Raw genomic sequence first — 26,757 nt, 5'->3', positions numbered from 1 at the left:
CAAAAGACATTCGCGCCCCGGGCGGCCACACCGCCGGGCGCCGGGTTGCCGGAGCAGCAGCCGTCACCGGGGCGCACCGCTCGCCGTCGTGTCGGGATGGGTTGCTGATTCATGGACAACGAACAGAAGCTGCGGAGCTACCTCAAGCGGGCGAGCGCGGACCTCGTGCGCACCCAGCAGAAGCTGGCGGAGCTGGAGAGCCGCGCGGCCGAGCCGATCGCGATCGTCGGGCTCGGCTGCCGCTACCCCGGCGGCGTCGCCGGGCCCGAGGACTTCTGGGAGCTGCTGAGCTCCGGGCGTGACGGCGTCACCGGGCTGCCCGCCGACCGCGGCTGGGACCTCGGCGCGCTCGCCGCGGACGGCGGCGAAGCGGCGATGTCCGGCGGCTTCCTGCTCGACGCGGCCGAGTTCGACGCGGGCTTCTTCGGCATCTCGCCGCGGGAAGCGGCCGAAATGGACCCGCAGCAGCGGATCCTGCTCGAGACGGCGTGGGAGGCGATCGAACGCGCCGGCATCGTGCCGTCCGCCTTGAAGGGCACCCGCACCGGCGTGTTCGTCGGCGCGATGGCGCAGGAGTACCTGACCGGCGCGGCAGGCCCGTCCGAAGGCTTCCTGCTGACCGGCAACACGAACAGCGTGCTGTCCGGCCGGCTCGCCTACGTCCTCGGGCTGGTCGGCCCGGCGGTCACCGTGGACACCGCGTGCTCGTCTTCGCTGGTCGCGCTCCACCTGGCCGCGCAGTCGCTGCGCTCGGGCGAGTCCGAACTGGCGCTCGCCGGTGGTGTCACGGTGATGTCCGCGCCGACGACGTTCGTCGAGTTCAGCCGCCAGGGCGGCCTGTCCCCGGACGGCCGCTGCCGCTCCTTCGCCGACTCCGCCGCCGGCACCGGCTGGGCCGAGGGCGCGGGCGTGCTGGTGCTGGAACGGCTGTCCGACGCGCGCCGCCACGGGCACCCGGTGCTCGCGGTGGTCCGCGGCAGCGCGGTCAACCAGGACGGCGCCACCAACGGGCTCACCGCGCCGAACGGCCCGTCGCAGCAGCGCGTGATCCGCGAGGCGCTGAAGACGTCCGGGCTCGCGCCCGCGCAGGTCGACGTCGTCGAAGCGCACGGCACCGGCACCACGCTCGGCGACCCGGTCGAGGCGCAGGCGCTGATGGCGACCTACGGGCAGGACCGGCCGGCGCCGCTGCTGCTCGGCTCGGTCAAGTCGAACTTCGGGCACACCCAGGCGGCGGCTGGTGTCGCCGGGGTGATCAAGGTCGTGCTGGCGATGCGCAACGGCGTCGTCCCGCCGACGCTGCACGTCGACACGCCGTCGTCCCATGTGGACTGGAACGCGGGACGCGTCGAGCTGGCGACCGCGGCGACGCCATGGCCGGAGACCGGCGAACCGCGGCGCGCCGGCGTTTCGTCGTTCGGGCTGAGCGGCACGAACGCGCACGTGATCATCGAGCAGGCGCCGGCCGTCGAGGAGCCGATCTCCGAGCGGGTCGCGCGGCCGTTGCCGATCCTGGTTTCGGGCAAGAGCGAAGACGCCGTTCGGGCGCAGGCCGCCCGGCTGGCCGACGTGCTCGAGCGGGGGACTCCGCTCGCCGATGTGGCCTTCACCGCGGCCACCGCGCGGACGGCGTTCGACGTCCGGTCCACTGTGGTCGGTTCGGACGTCGCCGAGGTCGTTGCGGCCCTGCGTGACTTGCCGGGTTTCGCGTCTCCGCGGGTCAAGGGCAAGACCGCGTTCCTGTTCACCGGCCAGGGTGCCCAGCACCTCGGGATGGGCCGGGCGCTGCACCGCGCCTACCCGGTGTTCGCGGCCGCGTTCGACGAGGTTCTCGCCCGTTTCGGGCCCGAGCTGCGGGACGTCGTGTGGGGCGCCGACGCGGACCGTCTCGCCGACACCGCGCAGGCCCAGCCGGCCATCTTCGCCGTCGAAGTCGCGCTCTTCCGGCTCCTGGCGTCGTGGGGTGTCCACCCGGACGTCCTGGCGGGACACTCGGCCGGCGAGATCGCCGCCGCGCACTGCGCCGGGGTGCTCACGCTCGAGGACGCCTGCGCGCTGGTCTCGGCCCGCGCCCGCCTGATGGGCGCGCTGCCCGCCGGTGGGGCCATGGCCGCCGTGCGCGCGTCCGAAGAGGACGTCCGGGCGGCCCTGGTGGACGGTGCCGGCATCGCCGCCGTCAACGGGCCCTCGGCCGTGGTGGTGTCCGGTGTGGAGGATGCCGTCCTCGCCGTCGCCGCGCGGTTCGAGCGCACGACCCGGCTGCGCGCGTCCCACGCGTTCCACTCGCCCCTGATGGACCCGATGCTGCCCGCGTTCCGCGAGGTCGTCTCGGGCTTGACCTTCGCCGAGCCGTCGGTGCCGCTGGTGACCGCGGGCGACGTCACCGACCCGGAGTTCTGGGTGCGGCACGTCCGCGAGACCGTCCGCTTCGGCGACGCCCTCGCCCGGCTGGCCGACGCCGGGGTGCGGCGCTTCGTCGAGGTGGGCCCGGAAGCCGCGCTGACGCCGCTGGTCGACGTCCCCGGCGCGCTCGCCGTGCCGGTGCTGCGCAAGGACCGCGACGAGGCCACGTCGGCCGCCGAAGCGCTCGGCCGGCTGCACGGCGACGGCGTCGCCGTGGACTGGACCGCGTTCTTCGACGGCGCGGGGACCCGGGTCGACTTGCCGACGTATGCCTTCCAGCGGCAGCGGTTCTGGCCGCGCGACACCGGCCGCGCCCGCGGCGACCTGCGTTCCGCCGGGCTGCGCAGCGTCGACCACCCGCTCCTGGGCACGGCGGTCGAGGTCGCCGACGCCAGCGGCCTGCTGCTGACCGGCCGGCTGGACCCGGGCACCCACGCCTGGCTCGCCGACCACCGCGTCGGCGGCGTGGTCGTCGTGCCCGGCACCGCGCTGCTGGAACTGGCCGTCCGGGCCGGTGCCGAGACCGGCTGCCCGGACGTCGAAGACCTGACGCTGACCCGCCCGCTGGTGCTCGGCGCGGCCGGCGAGCGCGTGGTCGTGCAGGTCTGGGTCGGTGCGCCGGACGAGCGGGGCCGCCGCCCGGTGGCCGTCCATTCGCGACCCGACGGCGAGGTCAGCTGGACCTCGCACGCGGTCGGCCGGCTGGCCGAGCGGATCGAATCCACTGTGGACGTCCCCGGCGCCTGGCCGCCGGCGGACGCCACCGCCGTCGACCTCACCGGCTTCTACGACGAGCGCGAGTACGGCCCGGCGTTCCAGGGGCTGCGCGCGGCCTGGCAGCGCGGCGACGACGTGTTCGCCGAGGTGGCCCTGCCCGACGACGTCGAGGCCGAGACGTTCGACCTGCACCCCGCGCTGTTCGACGCGGCCCTGCACGCCGCGGCCTTCTTCGCCGCCCCGGGCGGGGTGCCGTTCTCGTGGCAGGACGTCGCCGTGCGCGCGGTCGGCGCGACCGCCCTGCGCGTCGCGTTGCGCAAAACCGGCGACGACACCTTGGCTTTGTCGTTGACCACGCCCGAAGGCGACGTCGTCGCGACGGCCGCCTCGCTCACCGTGCGGCCGATCTCGACCGAGGCCCCGGTGACCGGCGGGGGCGTCTACCGGGTGGACTGGACCGAACCGGTCACCGGCGTCACCGGCCACGACGCCGACGTCGTCACCCTGTCCATTCCGGACGGAACCCCGCCCGAGGCCGCCCGGGCGCTCGCGGGGGAGGCCCTGGAGTTGCTGCGGGAGCGGCTGACCGAGGACGCGCGCCGGCTGGCGCTGGTCGTCCCGGCCGCGCTGCCCGCCGCCGCCGTGCGCGGCCTGGTCCTGGCCGCGCAGCAGGAACACCCCGGCCGGTTCGTGCTGATCGAGTCCACCGAGGACGTACCCGCCGAGGTGCTGGAAACGGCGCTGTCGACCGGCGAGCCCCGGCTCCTGGTCCGCGACGGGCGCGTCCTGGCGCCGCGGCTGGTGCGCACGGCGACCGGCGAGGCGCCCGCGTGGAACCCGGACGGGACCGTCCTGATCACCGGCGGCACCGGCGAGCTGGGCCGGGTGCTGGCCGCGCACCTCGTGCGCGAACACGGCGTCCGGCACCTGCTCCTGGCCAGCCGGAGTGGCTCCGCACCCGAAGGCCTGGTCACCGAGCTGGCCGGGCTCGGCGCGGACGTCACGGTCGCCGCCTGCGACGCGAGCGACCGGGACGCGCTGGCCGCGCTGCTGGCCGGGATCCCGGCCGCGCACCCGCTCACCGCCGTCGTGCACGCCGCCGGCGTCCTCGACGACGGGCTCCTCGACACCCTCGACGCCGGCCGGCTCGCGAAGGTCCTCGCGCCGAAGGCGGACGCCGCCTGGCACCTGCACGAGCTGACCCGCGACCTCGAGCTCGACGCGTTCGTGCTGTTCTCCTCGTTGGCGGGCACCCTCGGCGCGGCCGGGCAGGCCAACTACGCCGCGGCCAACGCGTTCCTCGACGCCCTCGCCCGGGAACGCCGCTCCGCGGGACTGCCCGCGGTGTCGCTGGCGTGGGGCCCGTGGGGCGGCGAGGGCATGGCGGGCGGCGCCGGCGGCCGGTTCGCGCGGATGGGCATCCCCGCGCTGACCGAAGCCGAAGGCCTCGCCCTGTTCGACGCCGCGCTGACGACCGGCGAGCCGGCCGTCGTGCCGGTCCGCTTCGACCTGCCCGTGCTCGCCGCGCAGCCGGAACCCCCGGCCGTGCTGCGTTCGCTGGTCGGCGCCCGCCGCGCGGTGCGGACCGCCGGCGGTGCCGGCCGGCTGGCCCACCAGTTGTCCACTTTGGACGACGCCGGGCGCGCCGCGCGGGTGACCGACCTGGTGCGCCGCGAAGTCGCCGCCGTGCTCGGGCACGCCGGCGCGGGCGCCGTCGACGCGGCGCGGTCGTTCGCCGAGCTGGGTTTCGATTCGCTGACCGCGGTGGAGCTGCGCAACCGGCTCGACGCGGCGACCGGCCTGCGGCTGCCCGCCACCCTCGTGTTCGACTACCCGACCCCGGCCGCGCTCGCCGGCCACCTCCGCGACCGGCTGCTCGGCGCCGACGACGGCGGCCCGGCCGTCACCCGGGCCGCGGTCGCCGACGACGACCCCGTGGTCATCGTCGGCATGAGCTGCCGCTTCCCGGGCGGGATCGCGTCGCCGGAGGACCTCTGGGCGGCGGTGGCCGAGGGCCGCGACACGACGTCGCCGTTCCCGGTCAACCGCGGCTGGGACCTCGGCGCGCTGTACCACCCGGACCCCGACCACACCGGCACGTCGTACACCCGCGAAGGCGGTTTCCTGCACGACGCGGGCGAATTCGACGCCGCGTTCTTCGGCATGAGCCCGCGCGAGGCCGAGGCCACGGACCCGCAGCAGCGCCTGCTGCTGGAGGCGTCCTGGACGGCGATCGAGCGCGCCGGGATCGACCCGCGGACCCTGCGCGGCAGCGCGACCGGCGTGTTCGCCGGCGTGATGTACAACGACTACGGCCTGGTCTTGGCCGGCGGCGACTTCGAAGGCTTCCAGGGCAGCGGGACGGCGTCGAGCGTGGTGTCCGGCCGGGTCGCCTACGCGCTCGGCCTCGAAGGACCCGCGGTCACCGTCGACACGGCGTGCTCGTCGTCGCTCGTCGCGCTGCACTGGGCGGCGCACGCGCTGCGCTCGGGGGAGTGCTCGCTCGCCTTGGTCGGCGGCGTAACGGTGATGTCCACGCCGAACTCGTTCGTCGAGTTCTCCCGGCAGCGCGGGCTTTCCCCGGACGGCCGGTGCCGGTCCTACGCGGACGAGGCCGACGGGGTCGGCTGGTCCGAAGGTGTCGGCGTGCTGGTGCTGGAGCGGCTGTCGGACGCGCGCCGGCACGGGCACCGCGTGCTCGCCGTGGTGCGCGGTTCGGCGGTGAACTCCGACGGCGCGTCCAACGGCCTGACCGCGCCGAACGGTCCCTCGCAGCAGCGCGTGATCCGGTCGGCGCTGGCGGTGTCGGGTCTGTCCACTTCGGACGTCGACGTCGTCGAAGGGCACGGCACCGGGACGACGCTGGGCGACCCGATCGAGGCGCAGGCGCTGCTGGCGACGTACGGGCAGGACCGTGAGACGCCGCTGCTGCTGGGTTCGGTGAAGTCGAACATCGGGCACACCCAGGCCGCGGCGGGGGTCGCGGGGATCATCAAGATGGTCCTGGCGATGGAGCACGGCACGGTGCCGGGCTCCCTGCACGCGGGCACGCCTTCGTCCCATGTGGACTGGACGGCCGGAGCCGTGTCGCTGGCTTCTTCTTCGACGCCGTGGCCCGCTGCCGACCGGCCGCGCCGGGCGGGTGTGTCTTCGTTCGGCATCAGCGGGACGAACGCGCACGTGGTGCTCGAAGCGGGCCCCGCGGTCGTGTCCGACCCCGTCGAGACTCTCGAGGACGCACCGCTGCTGCTTTCGGCGCGGACCGCCGAGGGGTTGCGCGCCCAGGCCGGGAACCTGGCCCGGCTCGACTTCCCGCGCGGCGACCTGGCGTGGTCCTTGGCGACGACGCGGACGGCGTTCGAACACCGGGCCGTGGTGCTCGGCCCGGACACTCCTGCGGCACTCGCCGCGCTGGCCGCCGGCGGCCCGGCTCCCGGCGTGGTGACCGGGTCGGTCACCGGCGGTGGGCTGGCGTTCGTCTTCCCCGGCCAGGGCGCGCAACGGCTCGGCATGGGACGTGAGCTGGCTTCGCGGTTCCCCGTGTTCGCCGGCGTGTTCACCGACGTGCTCGACCGGTGCGACCCGGCCCTGCGCGACGTCGTGTGGGGTACGGACGCGGCCGCGCTGGAGCGGACCGGGAACGCGCAGCCGGCGCTGTTCGCGTTCGGCGTGGCGGCGTTCCGGCTGCTGGAGTCGTGGGGCGTGCGCCCGGATGTCGTCGCGGGCCATTCGGTCGGCGAGATCGCGGCCGCGCACGTGTCGGGTGTGCTGTCGCTGGCCGACGCGTGCACGCTGGTGTCGGCTCGTGCCCGCTTGATGGAAGCGCTGCCCGCGGGCGGGGCGATGGTGGCGGTCCGGGCGTCCGAAGAGGACGTCCGGGCGGCCCTTGTGGACGGTGTCGACCTGGCGGCCGTGAACGGGCCGGAGTCGGTGGTGCTGTCGGGCGCCGAGGAGGCGGTGCTGGCGGTCGCGGCGCGGTTCGGGAAGACCACGCGGCTTGCGGTGTCGCACGCGTTCCACTCACACCTGATGGACCCGATGCTGGACGAGTTCCGTGCGGTGGTTTCCACCTTGGACTTCGCCGCGCCGGCTCTGTCTTTCGTCTCGCACGGGGACGTGTGCTCACCGGAGTACTGGGTCGAGCACGTGCGCGCGACGGTCCGCTTCACTGAGACGGTCGCGGACGCGGCGTCGACGTACCTGGAGCTGGGCCCGGACGGCACGCTGTCGGCGTTGCTGGACCGGCCGGGCACGGTCCCGCTGCTGCGCAAGGACCGCCCGGAGCCGGAGTCGGCGGTCTGGGCGCTGGCGACGTTGCACACCCGCGGGTGTGCGGTCGACTGGCGCACGTACCTGGGCGGCGGCCGGACGGTGGATCTGCCGACGTACCCGTTCCAGCGCGAGTACTACTGGGCGACCCCGGTTCGGCGGGCCCCGGAACAGCAGTCGGAGGGCCCGCTTTGGGAGGCCATCGGCCGGGGCGACGCGGCGGAGCTGGCCGGGCTGCTGGACCTGCGGGAGGACCAGCGGTCGTCCCTGGAGACCCTGCTCCCGGCCCTGACCGGCTGGCGCGACCGCCGAGCGGCCGAGGAGACGGCGAAGTCCTGGCGGTACCGGACGGAGTGGACCTCGTTCCGCACGGCGGAGACCCCGGCACTGACCGGCCGCTGGCTCTTGGTGACGGCCGACGCGGGGGAGGGGGCGGAGGTCGAGTCGGCACTGGTGGCCCACGGCGCAACGGTGACCCGCATCGCCACGGCGGATCTCGCGGTCGCCGACCAGGCCGATGGGCCTGGAGACGCTGACCGCGCCGCTCTTGCCGCCGCACTCACCGCCGCCGGGCCGGCCGCGGGCGTCATCCACCTCCCCGCCACCGGTGACCGGGGCCTCGAAGACCTCCTCACCCTCGTCCAAGCCCTCGGCGACGCCGGCCTCGGGCTGCGGCTCTGGTGCCTCACCACCGGCGCCGTCGCCACCCCCGGTGACCACGGGCCCGACCCCCGGGCCGCCCGGCTCTGGGGGTTCGGCCGCACCGTCGCGCTCGAACAGCCCGCGCTCTGGGGTGGCCTCGTCGACCTCCCGGCCGACCTCGACCTCGCCGCGGGAAGGCGGCTGGCGGCCGTCCTCGCCGGCGCGAACGGCGAAGACCAGGTCGCCCTCCGGCCGCAAGGCGCCTTCGGCCGCCGCATCACGCGCTACCAGCCGGCCGAAACCGCGGGACGCTTCCGAGCCCGCGGTACCGTCCTGATCACCGGCGGCACCGGCGCCCTCGGCGCGTCCGTCGCCCGGTGGCTCGCCGGCGCCGGAGCCGAGCACCTCGTGCTCGTCAGCCGCCGCGGTCCCGATGCCCCGGGCGCGGAAGCGCTCGAACAAGAACTCACCGCCGCCGGCGCCCGCGTCACCATCGCCAAGGCCGACATCGGAGACCGCCAAGCCGTCGAAACGCTCCTCCAGCAGCACGCCGGCATCTCCGGCGTCGTCCACACCGCCGGCATCGCGCAGGCCATGGACCCCGTCCACACCACGGACTTCGCCGAACTCGCCCGCGTCATGGCCGCCAAGACCCAGGGCGCCGCGCACCTCGACGCCCTCCTCGCCGGGCACGACCTCGACTTCTTCCTGCTCTTCGGCTCCGTCGCGGGCGTCTGGGGCAGCGGGGGACAGGCCGCCTACGCCGCCGGCAACGCCTACCTCGACGCCCTCGCCGAGGCACGCCGCGGCAAGGGCCGCCGGGCCACCTCCATCGCCTGGGGGGCCTGGGCCGAAGAGGGCATGGCCACCGACGAGCACGTCGCCGGCCAGCTGAGCCGGCGCGGGCTCGGCTTCCTGCCGACCGGAAGCGCCCTCGCCGAGCTCGAACGCGCCCTGGTGCGCGACGACACCGCCGTCGTCGTCGCGGACGTCGCCTGGGACACCTTCCTGCCCGTCTTCACCGCCACCCGCGCCACCCGGCTCTTCGACGCCTTCGCCGAGACCCGGGCCGAGCCGGTGAGCGCCGTCGTCAGCGCCTTCGCCGCCCGCTTCGCCGGGATGTCCGAGGACGAACGCGACCGCGCGCTGCTCGACCTCGTCCGCACCGAGGCCGCCGCCGTGCTCGGGCACGTCACCGCGGACGCCGTCGCCGAAGAACGCGCTTTCCGCGACCTCGGGTTCGACTCGCTCACCGCCGTCGAATTCCGGCGGCACCTCGCCGAAGCCACCGGCCTCGCCCTGCCGGCGACGCTCGTCTTCGACCACCCGACCCCGCTCGCGCTGGTCGCGTTCCTGCGCGCCGAGATCGACGGCCCGGGCGTCGCCGACGCCGTCGCCGCCGCGACCGGGGCCACCGACGAGCCGATCGCCATCGTCGGCATGGGCTGCCGCTTCCCCGGCGGCGTCACCACGCCCGAAGAGCTCTGGACGCTGGTCACCGGCGGCGTCGACGCGATCTCGGCGTTCCCCGGCGACCGCGGCTGGGACGCCGCCGGCCTGTTCGACCCCGATCCCGAACGCGGCGGCAAGACCTACTCGACGCTCGGCGGGTTCCTCGAGAACGCCGCCGAGTTCGACGCCGGCTTCTTCGGCATCTCGCCGCGCGAGGCCCTGTCGATGGACCCCCAGCAGCGGCTGCTGCTCGAAGTTTCCTGGGAAGCCTTCGAACGCGCGGGCGTCGACCCGGCGGCCGTGCGCGGCAGCCGGACCGGCGTGTTCGTCGGCTCCAGCTTCCAGGACTACGGCGTCGCCACCGGCGACGGCACCGAAGGCCACCTCGTCACCGGCACCATCCCGAGTGTCCTTTCCGGACGGTTGTCGTACCTGTTCGGCTTCGAAGGCCCGTCGGTCACCGTCGACACGGCGTGCTCGTCATCGCTGGTCGCGCTGCACCTGGCCTGCCAGTCGCTGCGCTCCGGAGAGTCCGAACTGGCCATCGCGGGCGGTGTGACGGTGATGGCCTCGCCCGACCCGTTCGTCGCGTTCAGCCGCCAGCGCGCGCTCGCCTTCGACGGCCGCTGCAAGGCGTTCTCCGACGAAGGCGACGGCATGTCCCTCGCCGAGGGCGCCGGGATGCTCGTGCTGGAAAGGCTTTCCGAGGCCCAGCGCCACGGGCACCCGATCCTCGCCGTCGTGCGCGGCACGGCGGTGAACTCCGACGGCGCGTCCAACGGCCTCACCGCGCCCAACGGCCCGTCGCAGCAGCGCGTGATCCGCCAGGCACTGGCCAACGCCGGTCTCGCACCGTCCGAAGTGGACGCGCTCGACGCGCACGGCACCGGCACCGCGCTCGGCGACCCCATCGAAGTCCAGGCACTGCAGGCGACTTACGGTCGCGACCGCGAACGCCCGCTGCTGATCGGCTCGGTGAAGTCCAACATCGGGCACACGCAGTCGGCCGCCGGGGTCGCGAGCCTGATCAAGATGGTGCACGCCATGCGCCACGGCGTGCTGCCGCGCACCCTGCACGTGGCCAAGCCGTCCACGAAGATCGACTGGACCGCCGGCGAGATCGAGCTGCTCGCCGAGGAAACGGCGTGGCCGGAGACCGGGCACCCGCGCCGCGCCGGCGTTTCGTCGTTCGGCATCAGCGGCACCAACGCCCACGCGATCATCGAGGCCGCGCCCGCGGCCGAAGAAGCCGCGACGCCCGAGCACACCGGCCCGGTCGTCTGGCCGCTGTCGGCGAAGAGCGCGCCCGCGTTGAAGGTCCAGGCGCTGCGGCTGCTGGACTTCCTCGGCGACGAGCGCCCGGTCGACGTCGGCCGGACGCTCGCGCACCACCGCGCGACGTTCGAACAGCGCGCCGTGGTCGTCGGCGAAGACATCGCCGACCTGCGGCGCGGCCTGACCGCGCTCGCCGGGAACACCGCCGACCCCGCGCTCGTGCAGGGCACGGCCAAGCGGTCCGGCGCGCCGGTGTTCGTCTTCCCCGGCCAGGACTCGCAGTGGGCCGGCATGGCGCGCGAACTCCTGACCACGTCGCCGGTGTTCGCCGGACGGCTGGCCGAGTGCGCCGCCGCGCTCGATCCCTTCGTCGGCTGGTCACTCGCGGACGTGCTGCACGACGACGCCCTGACCGGCGTCGACGTCGTCCAGCCGGTGCTGTGGGCCGTGCTGGTGTCGCTCGCCGAGCTCTGGCGCGCGCACGGCGTCGAGCCGGTCGCCGTGATCGGGCACTCGCAGGGAGAAATCGCGGCCGCGTGCGTCGCGGGTGCACTATCCCTCGAGGACGGTGCGCGGGTGGTCGCGCTGCGGTCGAAGCTGATCGCCGAGCGGCTTTCCGGGCACGGCGCGATGCTGTCGGTCGTCGCGAGCCGGGACGAGGTCCGTTCGCTGATCGGGGAGCTGGCCGACCGGATCGCGGTCGCCGCGGTCAACGGGCCGCGCTCGGTCACCGTGTCCGGCGAGCCCGCTGCCTTGGCGGAGCTGGAAGTCCGCCTGGCGAAGGCGGGCTTGATGCGGTGGCGCCTGGAAGGTGTCGACTTCGCCGCGCACTCGCCGCAGGTCGACGGGATCGCCGCCGAGCTGGCGGAGCTGCTGGCGCCGGTGTCCCCGCGTGAGACCGGAGTCCGGTTCTACTCGACGGTCACCGGCGGGCTGGTCGAGCCGGCCGAGCTGACCGGCGAGTACTGGTGCCGGAACCTGCGTGGGACGGTCGAGTTCGCCGCGGCGCTGTCGGCCGCGGTCGCCGACGGGCACGCGGTGTTCGTCGAGTCGAGCCCGCACCCGGTGTTCGGCATGGCGATCGGCGAGCTGGCCGAGACGGCCGGCGTCCCGGTCACGGCGCTGGGCACGCTGCGCCGCGACGACGGCGGGGTCGAGCGCTTCTTGAAGTCCTTGGCCGAGGCCCACACCCGCGGGGTGGCGGTCGACTGGGCGGACACCCTCACCGGCGGGCGGCGGATCGACCTGCCGACGTACGCCTTCCAGCACGAGCACTACTGGGCCATCGACGAGACGGAAGCGACGACGGCACCGGTCGACGACGAGCTGTGGCAGGCCATCGCCCGTGACGACCGGGCCGGGCTGACGAACCTGCTCGCCCTCGACGAGCGCCAGCGGAGCGCCCTCGACGACCTGCTGCCCGCGTTGTCGGCGTGGCACTCTCGCCGCGACGACGAGTCCACAGTGGACTCCTGGCGGTACCGGATCGCGTGGCGCCCGGTCCGCCCGGCCGGGACGGCGCTGTCCGGCACCTGGCTGGTGCTCGGCCACGGCGCCGACGTCGCCGAAGTCCTGCGTGGGCACGGCGCCGACGTGCGCGAGGCCGACGACGTCACGCCCGGGGACCTCGACGGCGTCACCGGGATCGTCTCCCTCCTCTCCGCCGACCACACGCCGACGGACCACCCGGGCCTCGACCGGGGCCTCCTGCGCACCCTCTCGCTCGTCCAGGCCGTCGCCGGGGTCGAGCCCGCGCCGCGCGTCTGGGCGCTGACCCGCGGGGCCGTCTCCACCGGTCCCGCCGACCCCGTCCGCGACCCGGCGCAAGCTCAGGTGCACGGGCTCGGCTGGTCCGCCGCCCTGGAACACCCCGCGCACTGGGCCGGGCTCGTCGACCTGCCCGAAACCCTCGACGCGGCCGCCGCGCGGCGGCTCGTCGCCGTGCTCGCCGGGGCCGGGGACGAAGACCAGCTCGCCGTCCGCTCCGGTGGCGTCTTCGCCCGCCGGCTCGTGCCCGCACCCGTCAGCGGTGCACCCAAGCGAGCATGGCGCGCGCACGGCACCGCCATCATCACCGGCGGCACCGGCACCCTCGGGCCGCACCTGGCCCGGTGGCTCGCCGCGGAAGGCATCGAGCACCTCGTGCTCACCGGGCGTCGGGGTCCGGACGCGCCCAACGCGCAAGCTCTCCTGGACGAGCTCGGCACGTCCGCCGAGGTCGTCTCGCTCGACGTCACCGACCGGGCGGCCGTTGCCGGACTCGTCAGTCGCCTGAAGAGCGAAGGCCGGCGGATCACCACCGTCGTGCACACCGCCGCGCACATCGCGCTCGCCCCGCTCACCGGCACCGACCCGGCCGCCTTCGCCGAGGTCCTCGACGCCAAGGTCACCGGCGCCACCAACCTCGACAGCGTCCTCGACGAACTCCTCGACGACGGCGAACTCGAGCACTTCGTGATGTACTCCTCGACCGCCGGCCTGTGGGGCAGCGGGGACCACGGCGCCTACTCGGCCGCCAACGCCCACCTCGTCGCCCTCGCCGAGCAGCGGCGCGCCCGCGGGGTGCCCGCGACCACCGTCGCCTGGGGGATCTGGGCCGACGACCGCGAGCTGGGCCGGGTCGACCCCGGCCGGATCCTGCGCAGCGGCCTGCGGTTCATGGAACCTCGCCTGGCGCTCGCCGGGCTCGAGCGCGCGCTGGCCGACGACGAAACCTCGCTGCTCATCGCCGACCTCGACTGGGACCGCTACCACCCGGTGTTCACGTCGGTGCGGCCCAGCCCGCTGTTCTCCGAGCTGCCGGCCGTCCGCAAGCTCGCCGAAGCGGCCGACGACACCGCGGACGCCTCGGCGTTCGCGAGCCGGGTCCGGGCGCTCCCCGCGAACGCCGGGCGGCGGCTCGTCGTCGACCTCGTGCGCGCCGAAGCGGCCGCCGTGCTCGGCCACTCCGGTGGCGACGCCGTCGAGGCCGATCGCGCCTTCCGCGAGCTGGGCTTCGACTCGCTCACCGCGGTCGACCTGCGCAACCGCCTGGAGGTCGTGACCGGGCTCAGCCTGCCCAGCACGGTCGTGTTCGACTACCCGAACGCCGACACCCTGGCCGGCTTCATCCTGTCCACCCTGGACGGCCCGGTGGCCGGCGAGACCGTCGTCGCGGCCACCGCCGTGGACGAGCCGATCGCCATCGTCGGCATGAGCTGCCGGTTCCCCGGCGGGGTCACCTCGCCGGAAGCGTTGTGGGACCTGATCATCGGCGGCGGCGACGCGATCTCGTCGTTCCCGCCCGACCGCGGCTGGGACGCCGCCGGGCTGTTCGACGCCGACCCGGACCGCAGCGGCAAGACCTACTCGACGCTCGGCGGGTTCCTCGACGGCGTCGCGGACTTCGACGCGGGCTTCTTCGGGATCTCCCCGCGCGAGGCCCTGTCGATGGACCCCCAGCAGCGCCTGCTGCTGGAAGTCGCCTGGGAGACCTTCGAACGCGCGGGCGTCGACCCGGCCGCGGCGCGGGGGAGCCGGACCGGCGTCTTCGTCGGCGCCAGCTACCAGGACTACGCCTCGACCGTGCTCAACGCGGCCGAGGGCTCCGAAGGGCACATGATCACCGGCGCGGTGTCGAGTGTCCTTTCCGGCCGGATCGCCTACCTGTTCGGGCTGGAAGGTCCGGCCGTCACGCTCGACACGGCGTGTTCGTCGTCGCTGGTCGCGCTGCACCTGGCGTGCCAGTCGCTGCGCTCGGGCGAGAGCTCGCTCGCGCTCGCCGGCGGGGTCACGGTGATGGCGACGCCGGCGCCGTGGATCGGGTTCAGCCGCCAGCGCGCGATGGCGCCCGACGGCCGCTGCAAGGCCTACTCCGACGACGCCGACGGCATGAGCCTCGCCGAGGGCGTCGGGCTGGTCCTCGTCGAGCGCCTTTCCGACGCCCAGCGCAACGGTCACGAGATCCTCGCGGTCGTCCGCGGCTCGGCGATGAACTCCGACGGCGCGTCCAACGGCATGACCGCACCGAACGGCCCGTCCCAGCAACGCGTGATCCGCCAGGCCCTCGCGAGCGCCGGTCTGTCCACTTCGGACATCGACGCGGTCGAGGGCCACGGCACCGGCACGCCGCTCGGCGACCCGATCGAGGTCCAGGCGCTGCAGGCCACCTACGGCCGTGACCGCGAGCGGCCGCTGCTGCTCGGCTCGGTCAAGTCCAACCTCGGCCACACGCAGATGGCGTCGGGCATCGCCGGCGTGGTCAAGCTCGTCATGGCCATGCGCCACGGCGTGCTGCCGAAAACCCTGCACGCGGACACGCCGTCGTCGCACATCGACTGGTCCGGCGGCGCCATCCGGCTGCTCGACGAGACCGCCGCCTGGCCGGACACGGGGGAGCCCCGGCGAGCCGCGGTGTCTTCGTTCGGCCTGAGCGGCACGAACGTCCACACGGTACTGGAGCAGGCCCCCGAACCGGCCGCGGCGCCGGAGCCGATGACGCTCGGGACCGTGCCCGTGGTGGTCTCGGCCCGGACACCGGAAGCCCTGCGCGCCCAAGCCGCCAGGCTCAGGGCGTGGCCCGGCGAACCGGCCGACCTGGCCTTCACCCTGGCCACGGCTCGCGCGGACCTCAGCCACCGCGCGGTGATCCTGGCTTCGACACAGGAGGATGTCCGAAGCGGACTGACCGCGATCGCCGAGGACGAGCCCGCCCCGCACGTCCTGCGGGGCACGTCGGCCACCCGTCCCACGACGGCGTTCCTCTTCACCGGCCAGGGCAGCCAGCGGCCCGGCGCCGGGCGTGAGCTGTACGAGCGGTTCCCGGTGTTCGCCGAGGCCCTCGACGAAGTCCTCGCGCACCTCGAGCTGGAGCGGAGCGTGCTCTTCGCCGAGCCGGGCACGCCGGAAGCCGCGCTGCTGAACGAAACCCGGTACGCGCAACCGGCGCTGTTCGCGATCGAGGTCGCGCTGGCCCGGCTCCTGGAGTCCTGGGACGTGCGGCCCGACCACGTCGCCGGGCACTCGGTCGGCGAGATCGCCGCCGCGCACGTCGCCGGGGTGCTGTCCCTGGCCGACGCGGCCACGCTGGTCGAGGCCCGCGGCCGGCTCATGCAGGCCCTCCCGGCCGGTGGCGCGATGGTCGCGATCCGGGCGGCCGAGGCGGCCGTCCGCGCGCAGCTGCCGGACGGCGTCGACGTCGCCGCGGTCAACGGCCCGGAGTCCATTGTGGTCTCCGGACCGGAGGACGCCGTGCTCGCCTTCGCGGAACGGTTCGGGAAGACCCGGCGGCTCACCGTGTCGCACGCCTTCCACTCCGCGTCGATGGACCCGGTGCTGGCCGAGTTCCGCGCCGCCATCGCCGGGCTCACCTTCTCGGCACCGGAACTGCCGTTCGTCTCGACGGTCGACGGCACCGACCCGGTCGACGGCCCGGACTACTGGGTGCGCCACGCCCGTGAAGCCGTCCGGTTCGCCGACGCCCTCACGACCCTGGACGAAGCCGGGGTCACCGCCTACGTCGAACTCGGGCCCGACGCGGTCCTGTCGGCGCTGTCCACCGCGAAACCGATGCTGCGCAAGGACCGGCCGGAGGAAGAGACCGTCGCCGCGGTGCTCGCCGACCTGCACTCCCGCGGGTACCGGCCGGACTGGACCGCGTTCTTCGCCGGGACCGGCGCCCGCCGGATCGACCTGCCCACGTACGCCTTCCAGCGGTCCCGCTACTGGCCGGAACCCGCCGCCGCGGCACCGGAAGCCGACACCGGTTTCTGGACCGCGCTGGAAGCGGCCGACGTCGAAGAGCTTTCGACCACCTTGGACGTCGACCGCGACGCGCTCGGCACCGTTCTGCCCGCGCTCACCGCGTGGCGCCACCGCGTGCGCGAAGAGTCCGAAGTGGACGAATGGCGCTACCGCGTGGTCTGGAGCCCGGTCCGCGCCGAACCCGCCGCGCCCAGCAGGGTGCTGGTCGTGGCCCACGACGACCCGTGGGCGGACTCGGTCGCCGAAGCCCTCGGCGGTACCCGGGTCGAGCCGGGCGCCGAGCTGCCCGAAGCCGACCACGTGCTTTCGCTGTTGTCCGACCCCGCCGAATCGCTGCACTTCGCGCGGGAACTCGGGGACAGGGCTCCCTTGTGGTGGGGCACCCGCGGCGCCGTCAGCACCGGCGCGGCGGACCCCGCGCCCGACCCGCACGCGGCCGCGCTCTGGGGCCTCGGCCGGGTACTGGGCCTGGAACAGCCGCAACGCTGGGGCGGGCTCGTCGACCTCCCCGAGGTCCTCGACGCCCGCGCGGCCGGTCGCCTCTTCGCCGTCCTGCGCGGGATCGGCGACGAAGACCAGGTCGCCATCCGCCCCTCGGGCGTCTTCGCCCGCCGCCTCACCACCGCACCCGCGGGTCGTACAACGGACTACACCCCGCGGGGTACGGTGCTGATCACCGGCGGCACCGGCGGGCTCGGCGCGGAGGTCGCGCGACAGCTGGCCGATGCGGGCGCCGACCACCTCGTGCTGCTCAGCCGCCGCGGCCCGGACGCTCCGGGTGCGGCCGAGCTGGCCGAGGAGCTGAACACCCGCGTCACCCTCGAAGCCTGCGACGTCGCCGACCGCGACGCGCTGGCCCGGGTCATCGCCACGATCCCGGACCTGACCGCCGTCGTGCACACCGCCGGTGTGGTCGACGACGGCACCACCGACTCCCTCACCGCGGAGCAGTTCGCGGCCGTGTTCGAGGCGAAGTGCGCCGGCGCGGAGCACCTCGACGAGCTGACCGCGGACCTCGACCTGGACGCGTTCGTGCTGTTCTCCTCGACCGCGGGCACGTTCGGCGCGGCCGGGCAGGGCAACTACGCGGCCGCCAACGCCCACCTCGACGCGCTCGCCGCGCGCCGCCGGGCCGCCGGCCGCGTGGCGACGTCGATCGCGTGGGGCCCGTGGGCGGGCGCCGGCATGCTCGGCGGCAACGCGGGGGTGCAGGACCGCGTCGGCCGCGGCGGGCTCGCGCTGCTGCCGCCGGACCGGGCCGTCGCGGCGATGCGGCGCGCGATCGGCGCCGGCGACACCGAGATCCTGGTCGCGGACATCGACTTCGCGCGGTTCATCCCGGCCTTCACCATCGGCCGGCCGTTCCCGCTGCTGGCCGACCTGCCGCGGGCGAAGGCCGTGCTCAGCGAAGCCCGGGAAGCGGGGGAGCGCGGCGACCTGCGCGGCACCCTCGCCGCGCTGCCGCCCGCCGACCGCGAGAAGCACCTGCTGGGCCTGCTGCGCACGCAGGTCGCGATGGTGCTGGGCCACGCCGACGCCGGCGCGGTCGCCCCGGACGCCGCGTTCGCCGACCTCGGGTTCGACTCGCTCACCGCGGTCGAGCTGCGCAACGGCATCGGCGCGGCCACCGGGCTCGCGCTGCCGTCGTCGCTGGTGTTCGACCACCCGTCCCCGCGCGCGCTCACGGCGTTCCTGCTCGGCGAGCTGCTCGGCGCCGACACACCGGCCGGCACCACGGTCACCACCCGCGCCGCCGCCGACGACCCGGTGGTGATCGTCGGCATCGGCTGCCGCTTCCCCGGCGGCGTCACCTCCCCGCGCACCTTCTGGCAGCTCCTCGAAGACGGCGGCGACGCGATCGGGCCGTTCCCGGCCGACCGCGGCTGGGACCTCGTGAAGCTCGGCGACGGCCACGGCGGCTTCCTGCCCGACGCCGCCGGGTTCGACGCCGGCTTCTTCGGCATCTCCCCGCGCGAGGCACTGGCGATGGACCCGCAGCAGCGGCTCCTGCTGGAGACGTCGTGGGAGTCGCTGGAGCACGCCGGCATCGACCCGGCGAGCCTGCGCGGCACCGACACCGGCGTCTTCGTCGGCACCAACGGCCAGGACTACACCGGGCTGCTGCTCAACTCCGACGCCGACGTCGCCGGGCACATGGCCACCGGCACTACGGCGAGTGTCCTTTCCGGACGGTTGTCCTACACCCTCGGCCTGGAAGGCCCGGCCGTCACGGTCGACACCGCGTGCTCGTCTTCGCTGGTCGCCCTGCACTGGGCCGCCCGCGCGCTGACCGACGGCGAATGCTCGCTGGCCCTGGTCGGCGGTGTCACCGTGATGACCAGCCCGTTCTCGTTCACCGAGTTCGACGCCCAGGGCGGCCTCGCCGCCGACGGGCACTGCAAGGCGTTCTCCGACGACGCCGACGGCACGGCCTGGTCGGAAGGCGCGGGCGTGCTCGTCGTCGAGCGGCAGTCCGACGCACTCCGGCACGGCCACGAGATCCTCGCCGTGGTGAAGGGGTCCGCGATCAACCAGGACGGCGCTTCCAACGGCCTGACCGCGCCGAACGGCCCGTCGCAGCAGCGGGTCATCCGCGCCGCGCTGGCCGACGCCGGTCTGTCCACTTCGGACGTCGACGTCGTCGAGGCGCACGGCACCGGGACGACGCTGGGTGACCCGATCGAAGCGCAGGCGCTGCTGGCGACCTACGGGCAGGACCGCGAGACGCCGGTGCTGCTGGGGTCGGTCAAGTCCAACCTCGGGCACACGCAGGCCGCCGCGGGTGCCGCGGGCGTGATCAAGATGGTGCTCTCCCTCAACCGGGCCGTGGTGCCGAAGACGCTGCACGTCGGCGCGCCGACGTCCCATGTGGACTGGACGGCCGGCGCGCTCGACCTGGTCACCGAGGCGACCGCGTGGCCCGAGACGGCCCGTCCGCGCCGGGCGGCCGTGTCGTCGTTCGGGGTCAGCGGCACGAACGCGCACGTCATCCTGGAAGCCCCGCCCGTGCGGGACGCCGCGCCCGGCACCACACCCGCGGTCGTGCCGTGGCCGGTGTCGGCGCGTTCCGAGACGGCGCTGGACGCGCTGCTGTCCACTGTGGCCGGCGATGCGCTCGACACCGGGTACACCCTGGCCATCGGCCGGGCCGCGCTCGACCACCGTGCCGTGCTGGTCGGCGGCGAGGTCGTGAGCCGGGGAGTGGCCCGCGAGCGGGTCACCGCGTTCCTGTTCTCCGGTCAGGGCGCCCAGCGTTTGGGAATGGGCCGCGAGCTGTACGCGCGGTATCCGGTGTTCGCCGACGCGTGGGACGAGGTCTGCGCGCACCTCGGGATGCCGCTGGGCGACGTCGCCTGGGGCGAGGACGCGGCCGAACTGGACCGGACCGGCCGGGCGCAGCCCGCGTTGTTCGCGTTCGAGGTCGCCGCGTTCCGGCTCCTGGCGTCGTGGGGCGTGCGCCCGGACTTCGTCGCCGGGCATTCGATCGGCGAGGTCGCCGCGGCGCACGTGGCCGGGGTGTTCTCGCTGGAAGACGCGTGCACGCTCGTCGCCGCCCGGGCCCGGCTGATGCAGGAGCTGCCGGAGGGCGGCGCGATGGTCGCTCTCCGCGCCTCGGAAGCCGACGTCCGCACGCGGCTCACCGACGGGGTCGCCATCGCGGCGGTCAACGGCCCGGAGTCCGTCGTGCTCTCCGGCGACGAGGACGCCGTGCTCGCGGTGGCCGAAACCTTCGGCGGCGGACGGCGGCTGACCGTGAGCCACGCCTTCCACTCGCCGCTGATGGACCCGATGCTGCCGCAGTTCCGCACTGTCGTGACCGGGCTGCGGTTCGCGGCCCCGGTCATCCCGCTCGTCAGCGACGGCGACGTCACCGACCCCGAGTACTGGGTGCGGCACGTGCGCGAGACCGTCCGCTTCGGCGACGCCCTCGACCGGCTGGCCGAGGTGTCGCTGTTCGTCGAGGTCGGGCCCGACGCCGCGTTGGCACCGCTGGTCGAACCGGCCGACGACCGCGTGGTCGTCCCGTTGGCGCGCCGGGGCAGGTCCGAAGAGGACAGTGCCGCGGCCGCGCTGGGCACGCTGTTCACCGCGGGCGTGAACCCGGACTGGGCCGCGTGGTTCGCCGGCACCGGCGCCCGCCGCACCGAACTGCCGACCTACCCCTTCGACCACGAGCGGTACTGGCCCGAGGTGGTCACGAGCGGCCCGGCCGACGACGCTTTCTGGGCAGCGGTCGACCGCGCGGACACCGCCGGGCTCGCCGACCAGCTCGCCATCGAACCGGCCACGCTCGACGCGGTCCTGCCCGCGCTCGCCGCGTGGCGGCGCAAGCAGGCCGAAGCGGCCGCGGCCGACGAACTGCGCTACCGGATCACCTGGCAGCCGGTCGGCGTCGGCGAGCCGAAGGCCGCGAACATCGCGGTCGTCCCCGGCGACGACGCCGAGTGGGCCGCTCGGGTCACCGAAGCCCTCGGGGCCGGCCGCGACCTGGCCGGCGCCGACGTGGTCGTGTCGTTGCGGGAAACCGTTGCGGGAACAAGGGAACTCCTCGCCGAAGTCGACATCCCGGTCTGGTGCCTGACGCGCGGCGCGGTCGCGGTCACCCCGGCCGAACGCGTCGACGGCCCGGCCGCGCTGTGGGGCTTCGGCCGCGTCGCGGCCCTGCACGACCCGCAGCGCTGGGGCGGGCTCGTCGACGTCCCGGCCGAGCTGGACACCCGCGCCGCGGCCCGGCTGCGCGCGGTGCTCGGCGGGGCGGAAGACCAGGTCGCCGTCCGCGCGGCCGGGGTCTACGGCCGCCGCCTGACCCGCGCCACCGCGGGCGGGGAGCGCTGGGAGCCGCGCGGCACCGTGCTCGTCACCGGCGACGGACCCGCCGCACTCCTCGCCGACCACCTGACCGGGGTCGACGTCGTCCGCGATCCGGCCGCGCTGGCGTCGCCGCCGGACGCGGTCATCCACAGCGGGAGCCTCGAAGAGGCCAGGCGGTACGCCGAGTGGCCGCTCGAGGCGTTCGTCCTGCTCACCTCGATCGCCGGGGTCTGGGGCGTGCGCGGCCGCGGCGACGAGGCCGCCGAAGCGGCCGAACTGGAAGCCTTCGCGCGGCGACGCCGTGACCGCGGCGAACCCGCGTCCGTCGTCGCCTTCGCGGCGTGGGCGGGCACCGGCGAGGACGAGGCCCACCTGCGCGACAGCGGGCTGCCCGTGCTCGACCCGGCCGCCGCCACGGCCGCGCTGCGCACCGCCGTGCGGTCCGCCGACCTCACCACGGTCGTCGCCGACGTCCGGTGGGACCGGTTCGGCCCGGCGTTCACGGCGGCGCGCCCGAGCCCGCTGCTGTCGACGCTGTTCACCCCGGCGCCGTCGACCGGTTCCGGCCTGCGCGACCTGGCTCCGGGCGAACGGTCCGACGTCGTCCTGGACCTCGTCCGGACCGCGGCCGCGACCGTGCTGCGCCACCCCGGCACCGACCGGATCGAGGCCGACCGCGCGTTCTCCGCACTGGGCTTCGATTCGCTCACCGCGATGGACCTGCGCACGGTCCTGAGCACCGAGACCGGGCTGCGGCTGCCGGCCACGCTGGTGTTCGACCACCCGACCCCGCGCGAGCTGACCGCGTTCCTGCTGACCGAGCTGTTCGGCGACGAAGAAGAAGTCGCCACCGAAGCCGCTCCGGCGGCGCTCGGGGCCGACCCGGTCGTCATCGTCGGCATGAGCTGCCGCTACCCCGGCGGCATCGGCTCGCCCGAAGACCTCTGGCGGGCGGTCGTCGACGAACGGGACGTCGTCGGCGGCTTCCCGGCCGACCGCGGCTGGGACCTGGCCACGCTCACCGGCGACGGCCCGGGCAGCAGCGCCGCCAAGGAAGGCGGCTTCCTGCACGACGCCGCCGAGTTCGACCCCGGCTTCTTCGGGATCGCGCCACGCGAGGCGATCGTGATGGACCCGCAGCAGCGGCTCGTCCTCGAAGTGGCGTGGGAGGCCTTCGAACGCGCCGGCATCGACGCCACCGGGCTGCGCGGCGGCGACACCGGCGTCTACATCGGCGGCGGCTCGGGCGACTACACCCCGCCCACCGACACGCCGGGCCACCAGGCCACCGCGCAGGCGGCCAGCCTGCTCTCCGGCCGCGTCTCCTACGCACTCGGGCTGGAAGGCCCGTCGGTCAGCGTCGACACCGCGTGCTCGTCTTCGCTGGTCGCGCTGCACCTGGCCGCGCAGGCACTGCGGACGGGGGAGTGCTCCCTGGCCGTCGCCGGCGGCGTGATGGTGATGTCGAGCCCGACCGGGTTCGTCGAGTTCGGCGAGATGGGCGCGCTGTCCCCGGACGGGCGCTGCAAGGCCTTCGCCGACGCCGCCGACGGCACCGGCTGGTCGGAAGGCGTCGGCATGATCGTGCTGGAACGCGAGTCCGACGCGCGCCGCCACGGGCACCCGGTCCTCGCCGTGGTGCGGGGTTCGGCGGTCAACTCCGACGGCGCGTCCAACGGGCTCACCGCGCCCAGCGGCCCGGCCCAGCAGCGCGTGATCAAGCGCGCCCTGGCCGTTTCCGGACTGGCACCGTCCGAAGTGGACGCCGTCGAGGCGCACGGCACCGGCACGAAGCTCGGCGATCCCATCGAAGCGCAGGCGTTGCTGGCCACCTATGGCCGTGACCGCGAACAGCCGCTGCTGCTCGGCTCGGTCAAGTCGAACCTCGGCCACACGCAGGCCGCGGCCGGTGCGGCGGCGGTGATCAAGATGGTGCTGGCCATGCGCCACGGGCTGCTGCCGAAGACCCTGCACGTGGACAAGCCGTCGGAGCACGTCGACTGGTCGGCGGGCAGCGTCGCGCTGCTCACCGAGAGCCGGCCGTGGCCCGAGACCGGGCACCCGCGCCGGGCCGGGATCTCCGCGTTCGGCGCCAGCGGCACCAACGCCCACCTGGTACTGGAACAGGCCCCGGCGGTGGAGCCGCGCCCGGCCGCCGCCCCGGCGACCGTGCCGGTCCGGCTGTCCGCGCGCAGCGACGACGGGCTGCGGGCCCAGGCCCGGGCCCTGCGGGACCACCTGGTCACCCACCCCGGTCTCGCGCTGCCCGACGTGGCCTTCTCCGCGGCGACGACCCGCGCCTGGTTCGAGTCGCGGGCGGTCGTCGTGGCCGGGGACCGCGAGGAACTGCTGACCGGGCTCGGTGCCCTCGCCGCGGGGACGTCGTCGCCGCTGGTGCACACCGGCAAGCCGGCGGCCGGCAAGCTCGCGTTCCTGTTCTCCGGGCAGGGTTCGCAGTACCCGGGCATGGGCCGCGACCTGTACGAGCGGTTCCCCTTGTTCGCCGCCGCGTTCGACGAGGCCTGCGCGCACCTGGACCTCGAGCTGCCCGGCTCGCTGCGGGACGTCGTCTTCGGCGACGACGCCGAGGTGCTGGCGCAGACCCGGTGGTCGCAGCCGGCGGTGTTCGCCGTGGAGGTCGCGCTCTACCGGCTCGTCGAGTCGTGGGGCGTGCGGCCCGACCACCTGGCCGGGCACTCGATCGGCGAGTTCGCCGCCGCCCACGCGGCCGGGGTGCTGTCGCTGGCCGACGCCTGCACGCTGGTCGCCGCCCGCGGCCGGCTCATGCAGGAGCTGCCGGGCGGGGCGATGGCCGCGCTGCAAGTCACCGAAGCCGAGGCGGAAGAGCTGATCAGCGGGCGGCCGCTGTCGATCGCCGCGGTCAACGGACCCGAAGCGGTGGTCGTTTCGGGTGACACCGGCGCCGTCGCCGAGGTCGCGGACCTGGTCGCGGCCCGGGGCCGAAAGACTAGACATTTAAGGGTCAGCCACGCGTTTCACTCGTCGCATATGAACGCGATGAGGGACGAGTTCGAGCGGATCGCCGCGGGGGTGCAGTTCGCCCCGCCGGCGCTCCCGGTCGTGTCCACCGTCACCGCGTCCCCGGTCACCGGCGAACTCGGGACCCCGGCGTACTGGGCCGAGCACGTCGGCCGCCCGGTGCTGTTCGCCGGCGCGGTCGCCGCGCTCGACTCGCTCGGCGTCACCAAGTACCTGGAACTGGGCCCGGACCGCACCCTCGCGGCGCTCACCCGGACGCTCACCGGCGAGTCCGCCACCGTGACCGCCGCTCTGCGCGCCGGCCGCGAGGACGAGCCGACGCTGCTCTCCGCGCTGGCCCGGCTCGACGTCGGCGGCACCCCGGTCGAGTGGGCCGGGCTGTTCGCCGGGGCCCGCCCGGTCGACCTGCCCACCTACCGGTTCCACCACGAGCGGTTCTGGCCGGACACCCCGGCCGCCGCGACGCCCACGCCGGACTTCCTGACCGGGCTCGACGCCGACGTGCTCGCCAAGGAGATCGACGTCGACCGCGCCGCGCTCGACGCCGTGCTGCCCGCCCTGCTCGACCTGCAGCACCGCCGGGCGCAGCAGTCCACTGTGGACGAACTGCGGTACCGCGTCGCCTGGAAGCCGCTCGGCGGCGCTTCGGGTGCGGTGCCGGACGGAAAGTGGCTGGTCGTCGTGCCTGCCGGCTTCACCGAAGACCCGTGGGTCGCCGGTGTGGTCAAGGCGCTCGGCGCCGAGGTCACCGGCCCCGACACCTTGACCGCGGCGCTCGACGGCGTCACCGGCGTCGTTTCCCTGCTGGGCCTGGACGAATCGACGCCGACCGCGGGCGCCGCGGCCACCACCGCGCTGCTGCAGGCTTTGGCCGGCACCGGCAGCGCGGCCCGGCTGTGGTGCCTGACCCGCGGCGCGGTCACCGCCGTGCCGTCGGACCGGGTCACCTCGATCGCGCAGGCCGCGCTCTGGGGCCTGGGCCGGGTCGCGGCGCTGGAGCAGCCGCAGCGCTGGGGCGGTCTCGTCGACCTGCCCGCCGAGATCGACGACCACGCCTTCGCCCGGCTGGGCGCGGTGCTCGCCGGGACCGAAGACCAGGTCGCGGTGCGGGCGGCCGGCGGGTTCGCACGGCGGCTCGTGCGCGCTCCGGCCGGTCCGTCGGCGAGGGCGTGGCAGCCGCGCGGGACCGTCGTCGTCACCGGCGGCACCGGCGCGCTCGGCAAGCACGTCGCCCGCTGGGCGCTGGCCGAAGGCGCCGCGCGGGTGGTGCTCACCGGCCGCCGCGGCCCGGACACCCCGGACGCCGTCGCGCTGCGGGCCGAGCTGGGCCCGCGGGCCTCGGTCGTCGCCTGCGACCTGACCGACCCGGACGCCGTGCGGGAGCTGCTCACCGCCGACGTCACCGCGGTGATCCACGCGGCCGGCGTCCTCGACGACGGCGTGCTCGAGGGCTACGGCCCGGACCGGTTCGACGCCGTGTTCGCGGCGAAGGCCGAATCCGCGCTCGTGCTCGACCGCGTCACCCGCGAGCTGGACCTCGACGTCTTCGCGCTGTTCTCCTCGGCGTCCAGCTCGGTCGGCAACGCCGGCCAGGCCAACTACGCCGCGGCGAACGCCGTGCTCGATGCCATCGCCGAACAGCGGCGCGCGGACGGGCTGCCCGGCACCTCGATCGCCTGGGGCGCTTGGCGGGCGGGCATGGCCGAGACCGCCGACGCGGCGGCCCGGGCCCAGCGCACCGGCACCCGGCCGGTCGCGCCGGAGCTGGCACTCACCGCGTTCGCGCAGGTCGTGCTCACGACCGACGCGGCACCGGTGGTCGCCGACATCGACCACGCCACCTTCCTGCGCGCGTTCACCGCGGCCCGGCCGGCGCCGCTGCTGACCGACCTGCCGGAGTACCACCGCCTCACCGCGGAAGCGCCGGGGGCGGCCGACGCGGGCGCGGCGTTGCGGGAGCGGCTGGGCAAGCTGCCGGTGCCGGACCGCGAGAAGGCCGCGCTCGACGTCGTCCGCACCCAGGTCGCCGCGGTGCTCGGGTTCGCCGGGCCGCACGCGGTCGACCCGGAGCGGCCGTTCTCCGGGCTCGGCTTCGACTCCCTCAGCGCGATCGAGCTGCGCAACCAGCTGGCCGCGGCGACCGGGCTCGACCTGCCCGCGACGCTCGTGTTCGACCAGCCGTCCCCCGCCGTGCTCGCCGCCGACCTGGTGCGGCAGCTCGTCGGTGACGAGCGGGTCCCCGATGACCTGGACACCGAGCTGCGGGCTCTGCTCGCGGCCGTTTCCCCGGCGCGCCTGCGCGAAAGCGGCGTGCTGGACACCTTGCGCCGCCTGGCCGGGCCCGACCCGGCCGGGGACGGGGCCGCCGACTTCGACGGCATGTCGGTCGACGACCTGGTCCGCGCGGCGCTCGACGGCGAGGCCACCTGACCCCGATGAACCTAC

At 75.1% G+C, this 26,757-nt stretch carries 1 protein-coding gene; it reads left to right on the top strand.

The features are described from left to right. Window positions 1-111 precede the first annotated feature (111 nt). A complete protein-coding gene (locus MUY14_RS20860; protein WP_247024812.1) occupies window positions 112-26,742 on the top strand; it encodes a type I polyketide synthase in 26,631 nt (8,876 codons plus the stop codon). Window positions 26,743-26,757: the final 15 nt, after the last annotated feature.

Source organism: Amycolatopsis sp. FBCC-B4732, assembly GCF_023008405.1.
GTDB classification, from domain to species: Bacteria; Actinomycetota; Actinomycetes; order Mycobacteriales; family Pseudonocardiaceae; genus Amycolatopsis; species Amycolatopsis pretoriensis_A.
This window is presented reverse-complemented; position numbering and strand designations above follow the sequence as displayed.